At 58.4% G+C, this 19305-nt stretch carries 21 protein-coding genes; 13 read left to right on the plus strand and 8 right to left on the minus strand.

All coding sequences use genetic code 11. From position 1 onward, the window contains the following. Positions 1–629: 629 nt before the first annotated feature. The 4 genes from ACR0KS_RS15365 to ACR0KS_RS15380 all read left to right on the plus strand — a co-directional run bounded on the left by ACR0KS_RS15365 (position 630) and on the right by ACR0KS_RS15380 (position 3263). Positions 630–1418, plus strand: coding sequence for an exodeoxyribonuclease III (locus ACR0KS_RS15365; RefSeq protein WP_170559952.1), 789 nt, complete (start codon positions 630–632; stop codon positions 1416–1418). Between the two features lie 76 nt (positions 1419–1494). Then, positions 1495–2412, plus strand: a complete 918-nt coding sequence (locus ACR0KS_RS15370; protein ID WP_170567208.1) for a thioredoxin family protein — start codon at positions 1495–1497, stop codon at positions 2410–2412. Between the two features lie 27 nt (positions 2413–2439). Beyond that, a complete protein-coding gene (locus tag ACR0KS_RS15375; protein ID WP_170553983.1) occupies positions 2440–3081 on the plus strand; it encodes an LON peptidase substrate-binding domain-containing protein in 642 nt (213 codons plus the stop codon). Continuing rightward, entirely contained in the window at positions 3078–3263 is a 186-nt protein-coding gene (locus ACR0KS_RS15380; RefSeq protein WP_170388768.1) for a Trm112 family protein, read from the plus strand. The genes ACR0KS_RS15375 and ACR0KS_RS15380 overlap by 4 nt, the downstream gene beginning before the upstream one ends. On the opposite strand, the gene ACR0KS_RS15385 is transcribed toward ACR0KS_RS15380, so the two are convergent. After that, positions 3260–4522 (minus strand): FAD-dependent monooxygenase, encoded by a 1263-nt coding sequence (locus ACR0KS_RS15385; protein WP_480693259.1) that lies wholly within the window; start codon positions 4520–4522, stop codon positions 3260–3262. The two genes, ACR0KS_RS15380 and ACR0KS_RS15385, sit on opposite strands and share 4 nt — an antisense overlap. 53 nt (positions 4523–4575) lie before the next feature. On the opposite strand from ACR0KS_RS15385, the gene ACR0KS_RS15390 reads away from it, so the two are divergent. The 4 genes from ACR0KS_RS15390 to ACR0KS_RS15405 all read left to right on the plus strand — a co-directional run bounded on the left by ACR0KS_RS15390 (position 4576) and on the right by ACR0KS_RS15405 (position 10839). Then, positions 4576–5904 (plus strand): amidase family protein, encoded by a 1329-nt coding sequence (locus ACR0KS_RS15390; protein WP_170567206.1) that lies wholly within the window; start codon positions 4576–4578, stop codon positions 5902–5904. Between the two features lie 108 nt (positions 5905–6012). Further along, on the plus strand, positions 6013–7194 hold the full coding sequence (locus ACR0KS_RS15395; protein ID WP_170567204.1) for an aminotransferase class I/II-fold pyridoxal phosphate-dependent enzyme: 1182 nt from the start codon (positions 6013–6015) through the stop codon (positions 7192–7194). 14 nt (positions 7195–7208) lie between these two features. After that, positions 7209–10103 (plus strand): DNA translocase FtsK 4TM domain-containing protein, encoded by a 2895-nt coding sequence (locus ACR0KS_RS15400; RefSeq protein ID WP_170567202.1) that lies wholly within the window; start codon positions 7209–7211, stop codon positions 10101–10103. A 139-nt stretch (positions 10104–10242) separates the two neighbouring features. Then, on the plus strand, positions 10243–10839 hold the full coding sequence (locus ACR0KS_RS15405) for an outer membrane lipoprotein carrier protein LolA (RefSeq protein ID WP_170553995.1): 597 nt from the start codon (positions 10243–10245) through the stop codon (positions 10837–10839). Between the two features lie 12 nt (positions 10840–10851). Here the strand turns inward: ACR0KS_RS15405 and ACR0KS_RS15410 are convergent, their stop codons facing one another. Both ACR0KS_RS15410 and ACR0KS_RS15415 read right to left on the minus strand, forming a co-directional pair. Beyond that, complete coding sequence (locus tag ACR0KS_RS15410; RefSeq protein ID WP_170388763.1) at positions 10852–11433, minus strand: transglycosylase SLT domain-containing protein; 582 nt, start codon at positions 11431–11433, stop codon at positions 10852–10854. A 60-nt stretch (positions 11434–11493) separates the two neighbouring features. After that, positions 11494–12375, minus strand: a complete 882-nt coding sequence (locus ACR0KS_RS15415) for an AEC family transporter (protein WP_170567200.1) — start codon at positions 12373–12375, stop codon at positions 11494–11496. A gap of 80 nt (positions 12376–12455) precedes the next feature. Here ACR0KS_RS15415 and hspQ point away from each other — a divergent pair, with 80 nt between their 5' ends. Then, entirely contained in the window at positions 12456–12782 is a 327-nt protein-coding gene (gene hspQ / locus ACR0KS_RS15420; RefSeq protein WP_170567198.1) for a heat shock protein HspQ, read from the plus strand. Positions 12783–12806: 24 nt separating this feature from the next. Here the strand turns inward: hspQ and ggt are convergent, their stop codons facing one another. The 3 genes from ggt to ACR0KS_RS15435 form a co-directional block, all read right to left on the minus strand. Further along, on the minus strand, positions 12807–14384 hold the full coding sequence (ggt, locus tag ACR0KS_RS15425) for a gamma-glutamyltransferase (protein WP_170567196.1): 1578 nt from the start codon (positions 14382–14384) through the stop codon (positions 12807–12809). Between the two features lie 198 nt (positions 14385–14582). Continuing rightward, entirely contained in the window at positions 14583–15023 is a 441-nt protein-coding gene (locus tag ACR0KS_RS15430) for an ATP-binding protein (RefSeq protein ID WP_170485759.1), read from the minus strand. Between the two features lie 30 nt (positions 15024–15053). After that, the gene (locus ACR0KS_RS15435) at positions 15054–15392 is read right to left on the minus strand and encodes an STAS domain-containing protein (RefSeq protein WP_170388758.1); all 339 of its coding nucleotides are present in this window, start codon (positions 15390–15392) and stop codon (positions 15054–15056) included. 102 nt (positions 15393–15494) lie between these two features. Between ACR0KS_RS15435 and ACR0KS_RS15440 the strand changes: the two genes are divergently transcribed. Both ACR0KS_RS15440 and ACR0KS_RS15445 read left to right on the plus strand, forming a co-directional pair. Continuing rightward, positions 15495–16667 (plus strand): acetyl-CoA C-acyltransferase, encoded by a 1173-nt coding sequence (locus ACR0KS_RS15440; protein ID WP_170485758.1) that lies wholly within the window; start codon positions 15495–15497, stop codon positions 16665–16667. A gap of 56 nt (positions 16668–16723) precedes the next feature. Then, complete coding sequence (locus tag ACR0KS_RS15445) at positions 16724–17176, plus strand: GAF domain-containing protein (RefSeq protein ID WP_170567395.1); 453 nt, start codon at positions 16724–16726, stop codon at positions 17174–17176. Between the two features lie 35 nt (positions 17177–17211). On the opposite strand, the gene ACR0KS_RS15450 is transcribed toward ACR0KS_RS15445, so the two are convergent. Next, positions 17212–17601, minus strand: a complete 390-nt coding sequence (locus tag ACR0KS_RS15450) for an SHOCT domain-containing protein (RefSeq protein ID WP_170485757.1) — start codon at positions 17599–17601, stop codon at positions 17212–17214. A 117-nt stretch (positions 17602–17718) separates the two neighbouring features. Next, complete coding sequence (locus ACR0KS_RS15455) at positions 17719–18018, minus strand: DUF1294 domain-containing protein (protein WP_480693260.1); 300 nt, start codon at positions 18016–18018, stop codon at positions 17719–17721. Between the two features lie 89 nt (positions 18019–18107). Between ACR0KS_RS15455 and ACR0KS_RS15460 the strand changes: the two genes are divergently transcribed. Then, the gene (locus tag ACR0KS_RS15460; protein ID WP_170388754.1) at positions 18108–18677 is read left to right on the plus strand and encodes an XRE family transcriptional regulator; all 570 of its coding nucleotides are present in this window, start codon (positions 18108–18110) and stop codon (positions 18675–18677) included. Then, positions 18678–19301 carry a LysE family translocator gene (locus ACR0KS_RS15465; protein ID WP_170567194.1) on the plus strand — a complete coding sequence of 208 codons (624 nt, stop codon included), beginning with the start codon at positions 18678–18680 and terminating at the stop codon, positions 19299–19301. Positions 19302–19305: the final 4 nt, after the last annotated feature.

Raw genomic sequence — 19305 nt, forward strand, 5'->3', positions numbered from 1 at the left:
TCGGATTAGTTCAGGGCCAAACTCTCTTTCATGGTAGAAGAATACAATTTCGATCTCCCGTCGACTTGCAATGTCTTGCTCAGAGACAAATCCTGACAATGCGCCCCCGCGCATTCGTGCTGGACGTGTACCAAGACATCTGCCGGGGCCGTTTATTACCAGATCGGCACAAAAATCTTACGTTCTGAAAGATATCTATCGCTCAGACTTCTATAGTGTTCAGAAGCATAAGGCGTGATGGATTCCAAGAAAGCTGTGACCGGAAATGCACACTCCAGTCAGGTGTACTTGACACCTGACACGCTAAACTCAGCGGACCAAGTTTCTTCATTTTCAAGATTGGCGATGAGGTGGGATCCGGCAAGGCGATTAAAGCGTGTGCCTTCTGCTAAGCTTGAATGTGCGGAAAAAAACGAGGCGAAAGCCATCAATCGAAAAAGAAGTTTCAATGGCCTTCCTGCATTTAAAGTTACTTTTGATAACAGGGTTTATGGTGCTGAACATATAGCCTGGTCCAAAGCAGTTCAACGTCCACCCGATCCGCATAACTGCCGTTCAGTCTCTTTCCCCATGGTACCCCACCCCAACCCACGCTAACCTCTGCCCAACCCGCGACAGAGGATTCCCGAATGCCCTTCACTCTTGCCACATGGAACATCAACTCGGTCCGCCTGCGCGAGCCTATCGTGCTGAAATTGCTGCAGGAAGAAGCCCCCGATGTGCTGTGCCTGCAAGAGTGTAAATCTCCGGTTGAGAAAATCCCCACAGAAGGTTTCGCGGAACTGGGCTATACCCACATGGTTGCGCGCGGACAGAAGGGGTATAACGGCGTCGCGATCCTGTCGCGCATCCCGATGGAGGAGGTGGGCGACAAGGACTTCGCCAGCCTCGGCCATGCCCGCCATATCGCCGCGCGGCTGGAGAATGGCGTGACCATCCAGAATTTCTACGTCCCCGCTGGCGGAGATGTGCCCGACCGTGAAGTGAATGAGAAGTTCGGGCAGAAACTCGACTACCTCACCGACATGCGCGACTGGTTCCATGCTGAAAAGCCCGAAAAATCCATTCTGGTGGGCGACCTGAACATCGCCCCGCGCGAGGATGATGTCTGGTCGCATAAGCAACTGCTCAAGGTCGTTTCGCATACACCGATCGAGGTCGAGGCGCTGGCCGAGACGCAGGATGCTGGTGGCTGGGTTGATATCACCCGGCAGGATATCCCCGAAGGGCAGCTTTATAGCTGGTGGTCTTACCGTGCGCGCGATTGGGATGCGGCGGACAAGGGTCGGCGGCTGGATCACGTCTGGGCCACGCCCGATATCTCGAACGCGGGGCATTCCAGCCGCGTCCTGCGCGATGCACGCGGGTGGGAAAAGCCAAGCGACCACGCTCCGGTCTTTGCAAGTTTCGACCTCTAATTTGGCAATTCAGCCCTTGGTTTCTGCCCTATGCGGTTGCATATAGGGCGCAAGTTTGAACGAAAGAGTGAGTGTCATGGACCTTTTGAACAGTGCAGCCAGCCCCGATACCGCGGATCTGATCAAGGACGGGTCCGAGGCCACGTTCATGGCCGACGTTGTCGAGGCTTCGCAGGAAACTCCGATTATCGTGGATTTCTGGGCGCCGTGGTGTGGGCCGTGCAAAACTCTGCGCCCTCTGCTGGAAGACGCTGTGACCGCCGCCAAGGGCGCGGTGAAAATGGTCAAGATCAACGTGGACGAGGCGCAGATGATCGCCTCGCAAATGCGTATCCAGTCTATTCCGACGGTCTATGCCTTCTTCAAAGGGCAGCCGGTTGACGGGTTTCAAGGCGCGTTGCCGGGGTCCGAGATCAAGGCATTTGTCGACCGTGTCATCGAGGCGGCAGGCGGTGAAAGCCCGGGCGGGCAACTGGATGACGCCGTTCAAGCGGCCGAAGAAATGCTGTCCGAAGGGGCGGCTGCGGACGCGGCGCAGACCTTTGCCGCCATTCTGGGCGAGGATCCGAACCATGCGGCCGCCTATGGAGGTCTGGTGCGCGCCCATATCGCAGCCGGTGATCTGGAACAGGCCGAGGCCATTCTGAACGGTGCCCCTGCCGAAATCTCCACCTCTGCCGAAGTAGAGGCTGCGCATGCGCAACTGGAGCTTGCCAAACAAGCCGCAGATGCGGGTCCTGTGGCCGAACTGACTGCTGCGGTTCAGGCTGACGCGGACAACCATCAGGCCCGGTTCGATCTGGCGCAGGCGTTGCACGCCAATGGTGACGTGGAAGAGGCCGTCAGCCAGTTGCTTGAACTGTTCCGCCGCGATCGCGAATGGAACGGCGGTGCAGCCAAGGCGCAGTTGTTCACGATCTTCGATGCGCTCAAGCCAAATGACCCGATTGTTCTGAACGGGCGGCGCAAACTCAGCTCGATGATATTTGCCTAATCTCTGATCAGAGCTACACTCGGGTACATGATGCATCCCGCTGACCTGCCGGAAACGGTATCCGTCTTTCCTTTGCCCGGGGCGCTGCTGTTGCCCCGCTCGCGCCTGCCGCTGCACATTTTCGAGCCGCGCTATCTGCAGATGTTGGACGACGCCTTGAAAACGCCCGAGCGTTTGATCGGGATGGTGCAGCCGAACCCCTGCCAAAGCGACGATGACAAGCTGCATCAGATCGGCTGCGCGGGGCGGGTGACGCAGTTTTCGGAAACCGAAGATGGCCGATACCTGATTACGCTGACCGGGATTTCGCGGTTCCGCGTCAAGTCCGAGCTGGACGCATTTACCCCTTACCGCCGCTGTCAGGTGTCCTGGGATGGGTTTGACCGCGATTTGGGCCGGGCCGAACATGATGACGGGTTCAACCGCACAAACTTTCTGACGCTGCTAGAGCGGTTTTTCTCGTCCCGGCAGCTATCGACCGACTGGGACTCGTTGAAGGACGCGGATGATGAGTTGCTGGTCAACTCTCTTTCCATGCTGCTGGACTTTGACCCCGAAGAAAAACAAGCCTTGCTAGAAGCGCCCTGTCTGCGTACCCGTCGCGAAACTCTGGTAACACTGATCGAATTCGCCATGCGCGGCGGATCGAGCGAGGAAAAGCTGCAATGACCACACCTGAACACGCCTTTGACCGCCGAATGCTTGAGGCATTGATTTGCCCGCAGACGCAGACAACTCTGCACTATGATGCAGAAAAGCAGGAACTGGTTTCAAAGGCTGCGGGGTTGGCTTTTCCGATCCGCAACGGAATCCCGGTGATGCTGGTCGATGAGGCGCGGGAACTGGATTAAATCGCGCGCCCCTGAAGCAGTTTCGGTAGGTCCCCGGTCAGTCCGGCGGCCTCGCGTACGAAACCCCGCCGCAGGCCCGGAAGTGACCCGACGATCCCCATCCCGATGTCGCGCCCAACGCGCAAGAGGGGATTGTCATTTGAAAACAGCTTGTTGAACACATCCGTCGCCATGGCCAGCGCAGCCGTGTCAAAACGGCGCCATTCCTGATAGCGCTCCAGCACTAGAACCGATCCGATGTCCTCGCCGCGCCGTCCGGCCAGAGTCAGAACCTCGGCCAGCGCACCCACATCACGCAGCCCGGCATTAAGCCCCTGACCGGCAATCGGGTGCATGCCATGCGCGGCATCTCCGACAAGGGCCATTCGTTCGCCAATGAATGCGTTCGCGATGGTCAGGTTCAACGGATAGGTAAACCGATCTCCGGCCAGTTTGATATCGCCGAGGAAGTCACCAAACCGGGGGCGCAGGACCTGCAGATAATCCGCTTCGGGCAGGGCATTGATGCGTTTTGCGGCGTCGGTCCGTTCGCTCCAGACAATCGAGCTGCGGTTGCCGGTCAATGGCAAGATCGCAAGCGGACCGGGCGGCATGAAGAATTGATGCGCGATACCGTGATGGGGCAGGTCATGTTCGATGGCGCAGACCAGTGCCGTCTGGCCGTAGTCCCATCCGCTGCGCTTGATACCTGCACGTGCAGCCGTACCGCTGCGGCGGCCATCGCAGCCCACAAGCAGGCTGCCTGTCAGGGTCGAGCCGTCATCCAGAGTGAGGGTAACGCCCGTTGCGCTTTGATCCTGCGCAATGACCGTTCGACCATTGATCTGAGTAATGTTGCTGTCTGCGTCCATCGCATCCAAAAAGGCGCGGCGCAGATGACGGTCCTCGACCATGTATCCCATTGGGCCTTCTTCGATCTCGGCGTGATCGAAATGCATGAAGAAGGGTGACGGCCCGGTCCCTGCGTGCCCGTCGGTGACCTTGATCTCAAGCATCGGCTGGGCGTGTTCGGCGACACGGTCCCACACGCCAATCGTTTGCAGCAAGCGCTGAGAGGCCAGCGCAAGCGCATAGGCACGCCCGTCGAACGCGGCGTTTTTCCGAACTTTCTGGGCCAAGGCGTCGACGATCGTGACGGTATGCCCCGTCTGAGCCAATGCCAGTGCCAAGGCGGGGCCGTTCAGACCGCCACCAACGATCAGGATATCGGACGTGTGTTCCATGCGGTGCAATATGCGCGCCCTTTCGGGATTGTCCATGTGCGGTCCTGTCGCTACCGTCCCTCAAAGCGAATTTTTCCAAGGGGGTAGGGATGCAGGATTGGTTGACCATGACCGCGTGTGATCTGGGCCGAGGCATTGGCATGGGTCAGATCGACCCTGTTGAATTGACCGAAACCTATCTGTCTGCCATCGCCGCGCACCCTCACCGGGACCGTATTTATGCCCGCGTTACCGAAACACGCGCTCGGGCCGAGGCTGAGGCCGCGCGTGCGCGGGCCAAACTGGGCCTGCGCCGGTCCCTGCTGGATGGGGTGCCGATCAGTTGGAAAGACCTGTTCGATACTGCCGGCACGAAGACCGAAGCCGGATCAGCCCTTTTGAAAGGGCGCGTCCCCGAAACGGATGCCGTTGTTGTCAGAAACGCGACGGCGATGGGCGCGGTTTGTCTGGGCAAGACCCATATGAGCGAATTGGCCTTTTCCGGACTGGGTCTGAACCCGATCACCGGGACGCCGCCTTGTATCGACGATGTGGACGCGGTACCGGGCGGGTCTTCCTCTGGTGCTGCGGCCTCGGTCGCTTGGGGGCTGGCTGCGGGCGGTATTGGGTCGGACACGGGCGGGTCGGTCCGCATCCCTTCTGCCTGGAACAACCTCGTTGGGCTGAAGACCACGGCTGGACGCGTGACGCCTGAGGGGACTGTGCCCCTGTGTCTGCGGTTTGATACGATTGGCCCATTGGCGCGCTCGGTGGAAGATGCCGCCCATTTGCTGGCTCTGCTGGAAGGCGGTGTGCCCGCTGACTTGCGCGGTGCAACGCTGCAGGGCCGCCGTTTCGCCGATTTGCAGAACGTGGCCAAGGATGATCTTCGGGATGGTCCGGGCGCGGCTTACGAATCTGCCCTTGCCCGTTTGCGAGAGGCCGGGGCCGAGATTGTCCCGCTGGAGGTGCCCGAACTGAACGACGCCATGAGCCTGTCCGGTATCCTCTATACAACCGAAGCCTACGGCCTGTGGCGCGATGTGATCGAGGCCAACCCGGACGCCATGTACCCAGAGATTCTAGAGCGGTTCCGCGCGGGCAAGAACGTCTCGGGGCCGGATTACATCGCGGCCTGGTCCCGGTTGAAAGCCTGCCGGACTGCTTGGGACGCAGCAACAGCCGGTTTTGATGCTGTGCTGGCGCCAACCGCGCCGATCCTTCCCCCGAATCTTGAGAGGTTGATGACGGATCATGACTATTACGTCACCGAGAACCTGCTGGCATTGCGCAACACCCGGATCGGAAATCTGATGGGTTTGGCGGCGCTGACCGTTCCGACGGGAAAGGCTGGGTGCGGGTTGATGATGATGGGGTATCCGGGATCGGAAGAAGCGCTTTTGAGGGTGGGCGCGGCGGTCGAAACGGCTCTGGCGTGAATGCCACAATCCCCTGATTCGCCGTCGCTTTGTCTGGACGAAGCGGAATCCGACCTGTAATCTGCCAAAAAACGGGGCGAAAACGATCCCGGCATTGAGGCAGTAGTTATGAATTTTCCCGAGCGGTTCTCGAACCTACCGGAATATGCTTTCCCGCGTCTGCGCACCCTGTTGGATCATCACCAGCCGGGCGGAGATGTCATTCACATGACCATCGGCGCGCCCATGCACGATTTTCCCGCATGGGTGACGGATGTGATCATGGAAAACGCGGCCGGATTTCAGGGTTACCCCCCGAATGAGGGCTCCGCCGCGCTGCGTGGCGCAATCACCGACTGGATCAAGCGCCGCTATGGTGTGGCGATGGACCCAGACGCCAATGTCATGGCCCTGAACGGCACGCGCGAGGGGTTGTACAACGCGGCAATGGCGCTGTGTCCCGAGGAAAAGAACGGGCAGAAGCCAGTCGTCCTGTGCCCCAACCCCTTTTATCAGGTCTACATGGTCGCCTCGATTTCGATCGGGGCCGAGCCTGTATTTGTGCCCGCCACCGCTGCAACCGGTCATCTGCCAGACTATGCGAGTCTGCCCGAGGATGTTCTGAACCGCACTGTTGCGGCCTATATCTGTTCCCCGGCCAATCCCCAGGGTGCGGTGGCGTCGCGCGACTATTGGGCCGAACTGATCCGGCTGGCCGAAAAGTACGATTTCCGTATCTTCGCCGATGAATGCTATTCCGAGATTTATCGCGATGAGGCTCCGACCGGCGTTCTGACCGTCGCGCAGGAACTGGGCACCGATCCTGAGCGGATCACCCTGTTCAATTCGCTGTCAAAACGGTCCAACGTCGCCGGGCTGCGTTCCGGTCTGATTGCAGGTGGTCCTGAGACGATCAAACGGGTCAAACAACTGCGCAACTATGCAGGCGCACCCCTGCCGCTGCCTTTGCAAGCGGCCGCCGCAAAACTATGGGCGGATGAGGCGCATGTGGCCGAGAACCGCGCGCTCTATCAGGAAAAATACGCCATTGCGGATCAGGTGTTCTCGGGTCTGCAGGGCTATATGCCGCCCGAGGCCGGGTTTTTCCTTTGGTTGCCGGTCGATAATGGCGAAGAAACCGCATTGAAGCTGTGGCAGGAAACCGGTGTGCGGGTACTGCCGGGTGCATATCTTTCTCAAGGCGATCCGGGGCAAAACCCGGGCGAGCAATTTATCCGGGTCGCGTTGGTGGCCCCAAAAACAGAGTTGCAGCAAGGGCTGATCAAGCTACGCGACTGCATCTATTCGTGAGGTACGAGGGCAAAATGGCATCATATAACGCGCGCAATCGCGATCCCTTGCTGGACAGCACGACGCAAGCCGCCATTGAACGGCGCAGCAAAGAGCTGATCGGCATCGCCTTGATCCTGCTGGGGCTGGCCGCAGCCGCGATGATCTGGTCCTACACGCCGGACGATCCGAACTGGATGGTGTCGACCGATGCGCCGGTGCAGAACTGGATGGGCCGGATTGGTGCCTCGATCGCCGCGCCCCTGTTCATGATCGTCGGCTGGGGCAGTTGGAGCATCGCGCTGGTCCTGATTGGCTGGGGTGTGCGCTTTGCTGGTCACTTTGGCGAAGAACGCGCGATTGCCCGACTGATCTTTGCCCCAATCTGGATCGCGATTGTGTCCGTGTATGCGGCAACGCTTGTCCCGGGCGAGGCGTGGCGTGCGACGCACAGCTTTGGGCTAGGTGGTCTTTTTGGCGATACGGTCATGGGCGCTTTGCTGACGCTGTTGCCGATCTCGTCGCATTTCATGGTCAAGGTGATGTCTTTGGCTATGGCGGTCGGAATGGTGACGCTTGGTGTGTTTGTTCTTGGGTTCACCAAGGACGATGTGCGCAAAGGGTTCCGTGCATTCCTGCTGGGTCTGGTCATATCCTACGATGGGTTGATGAACCTGTTGGGCCGGGGCGCTGCTGCGACAGCGCAGGCCGCCCGTGATCGCCGCGCGCAATGGGACGAGCGTAAAACGGCAAGGGCGGAAGCCGCTGAAGCCGTTTTTGACGATGAACTGGCCTATGCTGATCCCGTTTTCGACGAACCCCCGCTCGAGTCGCCGGAGCCTGTGAAAACGGGTCTTCTTGCGCGGATGCCTTCACTGATCCGCCGCCCCGAGCCGATGCCCGAGCCCGAATTGCTGGAACGTGAGCCTGTTGCCGGGTTTGACGAGATGCCGGGTGAAGATCGCATTCGCTCAAAGATTTCTGCGGCCGTGCGTAACCGCAAGGTCGCAGCCGGTGAGATGACGCCTGAGCCTGATCCGAACCTGCCGCTGACCAAAGGGCGCGGCAGGGGCCCCGATCCGCTTATCCTGAATGCAGGCGGGGCTGGTGACTTGCCGCCTGAACCTCCGATGACGTCCGCGGGTTTGCCGGTGGAGCCGATGATGTCGGCACCTCAGGCGACGGACTGGCAAGAGCCTTTGGAGCAGGCGGATGATTTTGGCGCGGACTACGAGGATGAGGCCGTGTTTGAAGATGTGGCCGAACCCGCGCCGCAACAGCGCCCGGCCGTGAAAATTCCGGTTGCCGAGCCACGCAAGCCGGTCGTCGCGCAGCCCGTGCGCCGCGCTCCGCAGCCGTCGCGCCGCGCGCAGGCCGAGGCACAGCCTGCGCTGTCCTTCGAGGAAAAGCACTCGGATTTTGAACTGCCGCCTTTGGGGCTGTTGTCGAACCCCTCCAGCATACAGCGCCACCACCTCAGCGATGAGGCGCTGGAAGAAAACGCGCGGATGCTGGAAAACGTGCTGGACGATTACGGCGTGAAGGGTGAGATCGTCAGCGTTCGCCCCGGCCCTGTTGTCACAATGTACGAGCTTGAGCCTGCTCCGGGCCTGAAAGCCAGCCGTGTGATCGGTCTGGCGGACGATATCGCGCGGTCCATGTCGGCGCTGTCGGCGCGGGTGTCGACCCTGCCGGGGCGCTCGGTGATCGGGATCGAACTGCCCAACGAAAACCGCGAGATGGTGGTGCTGCGCGAAATCCTCGCCAGCCGCGATTTTGGCGATGGAAACCACGCGCTGCCACTGGCCTTGGGTAAGGACATTGGCGGTGAATCCGTTGTGGCGAATCTGGCCAAGATGCCTCACCTGCTGATTGCGGGGACCACAGGTTCCGGTAAATCGGTGGCGATCAACACTATGATCCTGTCGCTGCTGTATAAGTTGACGCCGGATGAATGCCGCCTGATCATGATCGACCCCAAGATGCTGGAACTGTCGGTTTATGACGGCATTCCGCACCTGCTCTCGCCCGTTGTGACCGACCCGAAAAAGGCGGTTGTAGCCCTGAAATGGGTGGTGGGCGAGATGGAGGATCGCTATCGCAAGATGTCCAAGATGGGCGTGCGCAACATCGCAGGCTACAACGGCCGCGTGAAAGACGCTCTGGCCAAGGGCGAGTTGTTCAGCCGCACGGTCCAGACCGGGTTCGACGATGAAACGGGCGAACCGGTGTTTGAGACCGAGGAATTCGCGCCCGAAGCGATGCCCTATATCGTGGTTATCGTTGACGAGATGGCCGACCTGATGATGGTCGCAGGGAAAGAAATCGAAGCCTGTATTCAACGTCTGGCGCAGATGGCGCGGGCCTCGGGCATCCACCTGATCATGGCCACGCAGCGCCCCTCGGTCGATGTGATCACCGGAACGATCAAGGCGAACTTCCCGACCCGGATTTCGTTCCAGGTGACCTCGAAAGTCGACAGCCGCACCATTCTGGGCGAGATGGGCGCCGAGCAACTGCTGGGGCAGGGCGACATGCTCTATATGGCGGGCGGTGCCAAGATCACTCGGTGTCACGGTCCGTTTGTCTCGGATGAGGAGGTCGAAGAGATCGTGACCCACCTGAAACAGTTCGGTCAGCCGGACTATGTGGGCGGCGTGGTCGATGGCCCGGCCGAGGAAAAGGCAGACAATATCGACGCCGTTCTGGGCCTGAATACGGGTGGCAACACAAATGGCGAGGACGCTTTGTACGACCAGGCCGTGGCGATTGTGATCAAGGATCGCAAATGCTCGACCTCGTACATCCAGCGGAAACTCGCCATCGGCTATAACAAGGCCGCGCGACTGGTCGAGCAGATGGAGGATGAAGGCGTTGTATCCTCGGCAAACCATGTCGGAAAACGCGAAATCCTTGTGCCCGAGCAATAATCCCTTTTGCGGAATACCGCCGTAGAAAAATCAAGTGACGCGCTGAAATTATGGGTTTCGGCGCGTCTTTTATTTAAAGCGCTCCCGAAATCGGATTTGGATATTTAATAACATTGGCGGAACGCATATCTGGTAGGTCATGAAACAGATTGCTTTTGCCCTGGCCCTGACGCTGGCTGCGCCCGCTGCGTGGGCCGCTGAAAAACTGCCCTTGTCGCAGATATCAAACTATCTGAACGGTTTGAAAACCGTTGAGACCACGTTCACTCAGGTCAATGATGATGGCTCATTGAGCACCGGTAAGCTTTGGATGGAGCGGCCGGGCAAGATGCGGTTTGAATACGATCCCCCAAACAGCGCGGTTGTTCTGGCGCGTGCTGGAACGGTTCAGATATTCGACCCGAAATCCAACCAGCCACCCGAGCAATATCCGCTGAAGCGCACGCCGTTATCGCTGGTTCTGGCGCGCAACGTCAATCTGGGGCAGGCCAATATGGTCGTCGGGCATGAGTTTGATGGAACGGCCACGGTGGTAACCGCTCAGGACCCGAAAAACCCCGAGTCTGGCCGGATCGAGCTGATGTTTACCGGCGATCCGATCGAGCTGCGCAAATGGGTCATCCACGACAACGCCGGTAGCCAGACAACTGTGCTGCTGGGGCAACTGGATACGGATAACAGGCTGGATCAAAGCCTGTTTTCCAACCGTGCAAGAAGCGGGTCAAGCAATCGCTGACCCGCTGATGTCTTAGTACCGGCAGCCGGCCAACTGAGCCTGATACAGTTTCGCGCGCGCATCCACGTCATTTGCGACGTTCAGTAGCCATGTTTTGCTGTAGTGGCTGCCGCGCGCATATCCGCTGTGACCTTCGTGGTATGCCAGATACTGATTTCGCGTGTCGCTGGGGTGAATCCCGTTCCGCTCATAGCTTTTGTTCATGTACCAGCCGATGAAATCCGAAGCATCCCGGATGCGGTCACGCTTGGCGCGGCGTTTTCCGGTCTCTTTCTGGTATTCATCCCAGGTTCCGTCCAACGCCTGACTGAACCCATAGGCGCTGCTTTGACGGCCCATCGGAATGACCCCCAACACGTATTGGTGCGGTGTCCGGGCGTCATGACGATAGCGGCTTTCTTGATAGATCGTCGCCATCTGGACGTGTACCGGGACACCCCATTTGCGCTCGGTGCTCTTGAACGCCTTGATATAGTCAGGCCGTTCGCGCGCAATGCTGCACGCGTCATTTAGCTTGCTGGGCGGTTGCTTGGACCCGCCGCCACAGGATGCCAGAAACAGCACCCCGAAGAGTACGATAAGAATTCTGCTCATGTGCCTCGTGCCTTTTTTCTTTATTCTAGCGCAGATTGAGCTCTGAGGAAATCACAATCGCTACAGAACGATAGCTAGAATTATAGGCAAAGCACCGACAGAAAGACCGGTCGAGACCAAGACCATGCCAGCCACGGCATCTGCATCGGCATCAAACCGTTCCGCCAGAAGATAAGAGGTTACGGCCACCGGGGTGCACATTTGCAAGACCAGCACACCAAACGCGATTGGATCAAGGTCAAAAGCGCCCGCAATCGCCCAGCCCAAGCCAGCGCAGACAGCCAGTTTCAAAACCGACAGCCAGATCGCCTGGCTCAGCTTGCCCGTCGTCAGGCGGGCAATCGCCACGCCAAGAGTGATCAGCATCATCGGAATCGCCATTTGTCCCAGCAGTTCCAGAGTGTTGGTCAGAAAGACCGGGGTCTCCCACCCGCGCCAAAGAAACAGCGCGCCCAGCAGCGTGGCCCAGACCATTGGCTCGCGGGCGACCTTGCCAAACGCGCCTTTTCCCGCGACCAGATAGATCCCGTAGGTAAAGGAAAACAGCGCGGTAACGGCAAGAAACACAACCGCGAACCCCAGCCCTGCCTGACCGAAAGCGAACAGGCACAGCGGCAGTCCAAGGTTTCCCGTATTCCCGAAAATCAGCGGGGCCAGATAGGTTCGGCGATCAAGATTTCCAAACCGCACGAAAACTCCGAACGCAACGGCAAGAACGACGTGACCTGCGATGGCAGCCAAAGTAAACCGTGTAAGTTCTCCGGGTGGAATCTCGGTTTGCATGAGGGCAACGAAGATCAGACTTGGCACAGCCAGCGTCACCGCAAGACGTGTTACAAATTGCAACCTGTATTCAAATCCCAGCTTGACCCAGACAAAGCCAATGCCGGCCAACAGAAAGACTGGGGCCACGATTTCAAAGACTGTCAGTAAGAGGTTCACAGACTGTTTCCCTTAATTGCGGATCAATGATTGGCATTCTTCGCCGGAAAGGAGTAGTAAGACTTTTGGGGGCTGAGAAAATGCTAAAGACAAGCGCCAAGTACCGTTTGGGCCAAGTGGTCCGCCACAAAAAACATCCCTTCCGGGGGGTGATTTTTGACGTGGATCCTGAGTTTTCAAATACGGAAGAATGGTATCAGGCGATCCCTCAAGACAGCCGTCCGATCAAGGATCAGCCGTTCTATCATCTGCTGGCAGAGAATGATCAATCCTTCTATGTCGCTTATGTTTCAGAACAAAATCTGGTTGCGGATCAGTCGGGTGAGCCTGTGGAACACCCTGATATCCCGGACATGTTTGGCCCGTTCGAGAACGGCGCCTATCCGCTGCACTTCCACTTGAACTAGTGCCTGGCCCGACAGACGTCGGGGTCAGTACCCAAGTGCACATCCGTCTTTTCTGGGGTCGCTGCCACCCTCGAGAACGCCGTCCTCGCGGATTCGTATTGCCTGCGCTCCGCCAAGCGGTGTTTCCGGTATCTGAACGTTGTGTCCCATATCGGACAATTGTTGAGCGACATTGCGCGGAATTCCGCGTTCCAACTTTAAAACGCCCGCGTCCGCAAAAGCGCGAGGGGCGTCGATACTTGCCTGAAGTCCAAGACCATGATCCGTCAGGTTGGACAACAGCCGCGCGTGCCCTGTCGGTTGAAACGCACCGCCCATGACGCCGAAAGGCATGCTTATTCGCCCTTGCTGCGAGATCATTCCGGGGATGATGGTATGCATCGGCCGTTTGCCTGCAGCCATCTCATTCGGGTGCCCGGCCTGAAGTGTAAATCCAGCCCCTCGGTTCTGCAGCAGAATTCCGTATTTCTCGGACGCAATGCCGGATCCAAAACTGTGGAAGATGGAATAGATCAAAGAGACAGCCATCCTGTCCCGGTCAACGACGGTAATATAGACGGTGTCTTTGTGTATCGCCTCAGTTAGGGGCGCCGCTGCGGGCATTGCGCGTGTGACGTTGATCAACGCCGCCAGACTATTCGCAACGTCCTGATCGAAGAATATATCAGCACGAGAGGTACAGTCAGGGTCGGCAATAAATCGGTTCCGCGCGTCGTATGCCAGTTTCGAGGCTTCGGCCTCGATATGGAGTCTTTCAACTCCGAACGGATCCATACTGCCCAGATCAAAGTTCTTCAGGATGTTCAGCAGCAGGATCGCTGTCGCGCCTTGGCCGTTTGGCGGATGCTCGACAAGGTCAAAACCTTTGTAATGGCCGCTAACAGGCTGGGTTTCCGTATATTGCGTGTTCTGAAAGTCAGTCAGCGTATGTTCGCCCCCCATTTGGGTCAGCGCGTCCACCATGTCTTGAGCGATGTCGCCTGAATAGAACGCATCGCGTCCTTTTCGGGCTATCTGGCGCAAAACTTCAGCCTGACCGGGCGCTCGAAAGATTTGCCCAATCTCGGGGGGCTTGCCGTCCATCAGATAGTGGGTGCGCGCCGCGCCTTGGAGTGTTTCAGCGCCCAACTTCCAGTCGAACGCAACCCTCGCTGCCACAGGTACACCGGAGTCGGCATAATGGATTGCGGGTTGCAGAATGGCGTCCAACCCAAGCCTGCCCTCTGTTTCGGCCAGGTGACACATCGCATCCACGGCACCCGGTATAGTTACCGCGTCCGGAGTATTCAGCGGCACCGTGGTCAGTCCCTTTTCACGCAGTTTCCGGGCATCGGCCGCTGCTGGCGCTCGGCCCGAGCCGTTCAGGGCGCGTATCCGATCCTCACCCGCGCGATTGAACAGAACAAAGCAGTCTCCGCCCAATCCGGTCATCTGCGGTTCGCAAATATTCAAGACGACGGCCCCGGCAATGGCGGCATCCATTGCGTTGCCCCCGTCCCGGAGAATGTTCAACGCGACTTGCGCTGCCAAGGGGTGCGACGTGGCGCACATACCTTCGGTTGCCAAAACTTCGGATCTGCCCGGTGTGTGAAAATCCCGCATAGCGCTGCTTCCCTGTTTGAACGCGCCGAAAGTATAGCGCGATCAGGTATTGTCCAGTCAAACCAATGGGAAGTTCCTCGGCGCCGATCACTGGGTGGGGGCTGTGACACTAGACGCCGAGGGAAGCTATCTGAGCTACAGAATCTCTTATGCCCTGCGTTTGCGGCGCTACAATGGTGCGATTGTGGCTATTTTGGGTCAGACGGCATCGGGCAAATCAAATCGCAGGGACAGCCTGTTGCACCCCTCGATGCGTTCATAGCGGATGTCGCTGGTCAGTTGGTGGATCAGAAACCAGCCGAATCCGCCTTCGGGCAATTCTTCGATTGTCGTGCCCAGCGGAGCAGGTATCCCGTCCGGGACGCTGAGACCGGGCATGGGTTTGCCGGTGTCGGAAATCAGGATGTCCAGCCAGTTCTGATTCAGGCGGCAGCGTATTTGCACCTTGGCGGGGGTGATCCCGGCATATGCGTGTTCGACCACGTTATTGATCGCTTCGGCCAGTGCAATTTTTACGTCACCTGCCTTGTTTCGGGGCAACCCATTTGCTTCCAAACAGGTGCTTAGTTTGGCAATTCCGGTACTTGCCTCAGCTTCTGTCGCTACAAAGCTCAAATCCAGGCAGTTGCCGTTATACATGTTCGAGCGCCCAATCACGAGTTTGGAGAGTTAGTCTTTGAGGGTCGACAGCGCGTCGTCCAGCGACGCAAACAGTTTGAAGACAGTATCCATGCGCGTCAGCCGGAACACTTTTTCAACGAAGGGGTGGAGGCCAGCCAAGTCCAGCCTGCAATCACTCCCAAGCTGTTTCATAGAGGCAACGATGGCACCCAAGCCGCTTGAGTCGATGAATTCCACTTTTGTCAGGTCCAGAATGATCCGCGTACTGCCATCTTCAGCTTCTTTGCGCATGTCTTCCTTGAACTGGATGGCCATGGCCGCGTCGATCCGGTCAGAATGAACCGTAATGATCTGTGTCGTGCCGGTCGTTTTGCTGGTCAGGCTCATACGCGGTGATCCTTTAAACTGAAATTCACTCGTAGAAATACGCTAGACGGCAATTCTTACCATTCGGTATCCATCAATCCGGAAAACAGGAGGAGCACCCGGATGAAACATGTTGTTATTGCAGGCGCGGCCCGAACACCTATGGGCGGATTTCAAGGCGTGTTCGATGGTGTGGCAGCGGCCGATTTGGGTGGCAGTGCCATTCGCGCAGCGTTGCAAGGTGCCGGGACCGAAACGGTAGACGAGGTTCTTATGGGCTGTGTCCTGCCGGCTGGTCAGGGTCAGGCACCGGCGCGTCAGGCCGGTTTTGCAGCGGGTCTGGGCGAAGACGTCCCCGCCACAACGCTGAACAAGATGTGCGGCTCGGGCATGAAGGCCGCGATGATGGCGTTTGACCAGATCGCGCTGGGTCACGCGGACACGATGGTCGCGGGTGGGATGGAGAGTATGACTAACGCCCCCTATCTGCTGCCGAAAATGCGCGGCGGGGCCCGGATCGGGCACGGGCAGGTCGTGGACCACATGTTCCTTGATGGTCTCGAGGACGCCTACGACAAGGGTCGGCTGATGGGCACGTTTGCCGAGGATTGCGCCGAAGCCTACCAGTTCACCCGCGAGGCGCAGGATGAATACGCGCTGCAATCGCTATCCAATGCTCTGGCCGCACAGGAAAGCGGGGCGTTTTCGGATGAGATCACTCCGGTTGTGGTCGCGACCCGCAAGGGTGAGGTGCAGCACGCCGCAGACGAACAGCCGCAATCCGCCCGACCCGAGAAGATACCGACGCTGAAACCTGCGTTCCGCAAGGATGGGACTGTGACGGCGGCCAATTCATCCTCGATTTCGGATGGGGCGGCGGCGCTTGTGCTGGCGTCCGAGGATGCGGCCAAAGATCAGGGGCTGACCGTACGTGCCCGAATTCTGGGGCATGCCAGCCACGCTCAGGCTCCGGGCTTGTTCACAACCGCCCCTGTCCCCGCTGCACAGAAATTGCTGTCCAGGATCGGATGGTCCAAGGATGACGTCGATCTGTGGGAAGTGAACGAAGCCTTCGCCGTTGTGCCGATGGCCTTCATGCATGAGATGGGTTTGCCGCGTGACAAGGTCAACGTAAACGGCGGCGCCTGCGCATTGGGTCACCCGATCGGCGCATCGGGCGCACGCATAATGGTGACGCTTTTGAACGCGTTGGAAAAGCGCAACCTGAAACGTGGTGTCGCGGCGATCTGCATCGGTGGCGGAGAGGGCACCGCGATTGCAATCGAACGTGTTTGACCCATGGGTGGTTTCGGCATAGGTGGCTTTGCACGACTTATACCGGACAATCCATGATGACCGTTGACTACGATCTGCTTGCGAAAACCATCTCATCCCTGACCGAAGGGGAAACTGACGCGGTCGCACTCATGGCAACCGTCGCCTGCGAGGTGCATCATTCCGACGACCGGTTCGACTGGACCGGGTTTTATCGCGTGACCGAACCGGGCGTGTTGAAGATCGGCCCGTATCAAGGCGGTCACGGATGTTTGGTTATCCCGTTCGAGCGTGGCGTGTGTGGCGCTGCTGCACGAACGGGCGAGGTTCAGCTTGTGCCCGACGTGGATGCTTTTCCCGGCCATATCGCCTGTGCTTCGAGCACGCGATCAGAGCTGGTCTTGCCGGTGCGAAACGCATCGGGCGAGGTCATTGCCGTGTTCGATATCGACAGTGATCAACCGGACGCATTCACGCAGCAGGATGCGGACGCGCTTGGCGCAATTCTGAATGCCGTTTTCGGGACTTAACTCCGGCAAGAGCGACTCTGGCCGGAGTTAAGTCCTCACGCGCTGAGGATCTTGGCTTTTTGGGCTGCGAATTCTTCGTCTGTCAGAACGCCCTTGTCTTTTAAGGCGGCCAAACGCTCCAACTCGTCTGCGGTCGATACTGTCGCGACGGATCGGATGTAGTCCTTCTGCGCTTCCTCGATCTTGTTCATGGCCGCGACATTGTGTTCATGCATCTTTTCGCCCCGCGCGATCAGATAGGACAGCACTCCGAGCCAGGGAATGAGGATGACAAACGCGATCCATGCGGCCTTGCCGAAACCGCTCAGGTCTTTTGAGCGGAACACGTCGGCTACCACTGAAATCATTACCCAGAACCAGGCCACCATCAGGAACAGCCAGAAGATCGACCAAACTATGTCGAAAAACCCGATGCCATTTTCCATGTCTCTTCCAACCCTTTGCCAAAATAAGATTATTTCAGGAATTCAGTATTCACATCAATGTAACAGACAGTTTCCTCTTTGGCTGCCGATTATTTTTTGATTGAAAACCAGCGGTGTTCAGAGCGGGAGTTGCGTTGTGAGAACGTACAAAAAGGCGACCTGTAAGCCGAGCACCAGATAGAGGTATATCGAAAACCGCCGCTTGCGCGCCTTGTGGCGAAAAATCCAGCGCCCCAAAACAGCACCCGGCCCCCCGCCGATCACGGCAAGCCCTAGCAGTTTGGCCTCGGGTACGCGGCGTTTGCGACGTTTAGCGCGCAGTTTGTCCCATCCAAATGCCAGCAGGGTCAGCAGGTTAATAGCCCAAAGATACGCGACAGCAATCCACATGCGCGACGAATAGACAATCTCGGCCAATCACCCAAGTGAAAAAATGCTTGGAAATTTCACCGACTCAGGCCATCGTGAAAAAGTAGGTCAAAATTTCACGACTTCTGGAGAGCCCGGTGAACAGCCAAGCCCCAAACAGTGCGACCCTTGGTGCCGACATCCGCGCTCTGCGAAAGGCGCGCGGCCTGACCTTGACCGAGATCGCCGCACGGCTGGATCGGTCGGTTGGGTGGCTCAGTCAGGTCGAACGAGACATGTCCGACCCGTCGATCTCGGATTTGCGCCAAATCGCCGAGTGCCTTGGTGTTCCAATGTCGATGCTGTTTTCCCATTCCGCGGCCCCTGCGGATGAGCTGGGATTTATCGTGCGCGCAGGGTCACGGCGGCCCATGGGGTCAGGCGAAGAAGGGCTGATCGAGGAGTTGCTCTCTCCTGATCTGACCGATGATTTTGAGATGGTGCATTCCACTTTCGAGCCGCGCTCTGAAATGCAGACCCCAGCAAGCCGCCCGACACAAGAGGTTGGCTACATGGTTTCCGGTCGGTTGGACCTGACGATTGGCGGGCGGCAATTCTCAGTCGGGCCGGGCGATAGCTTTCGCATCAAGCACGTGCCTTACAAGTGGGCGAACCCCTATGATGAGCCCGCCGTGGCCATCTGGGTCATTGCTCCACCGGTGTATTGAATGAGTTTTGAAGCCTGGACCATATTTGCGTTGTTCTGGCTGGTATTTGTCACCACGCCGGGACCAAACGCAGTCAACTGCATCTCGAACGGGATGAGCCTGCCATTTCCCAAGGCGATGCTGGGGGTGTTGGCGATCCTGACACAGGCCACCGCCTTTCTGATCTTCTCGGCGCTGGGCATAACGGCACTGATCGCGGCCTCTCCTACCGGGTTTTTCGTCGCCAAGCTGATCGGTGCTGGGTTCCTGATCTGGATGGGCATCCGTGGCTGGATAAATGCTAGCAAACCCACGCCTGCGTTCGAGCGACCCGCGCGCCATGTCTATCTGCACGCGCTGGCCGTGGCGACGATCAACCCCAAAAGCGTGGCCGGGTATCTGGCGGCCTTCTCGCAGTTCGTGCAGCCCGACATAGCGGTCTGGCAGCAGATGGGGGTGATCATGCCCACTGTGCTGGTCATCACAACGCTCAGCTATACTGGGTTTACCCTGCTGGGCGCATTGATGGGAAAGGCTGCGCTGGGGGCCGTATTCAATGTCTGGGTCCGTCGCGTGATGGCGACCTGTTTCATCATCTATGGCGTGTTGCTGGGCACCAGCACGACGCCTGCAGCAAGGGGGTAGTGAT

This window comes from Ruegeria sp. BC7, from assembly GCF_056539165.1.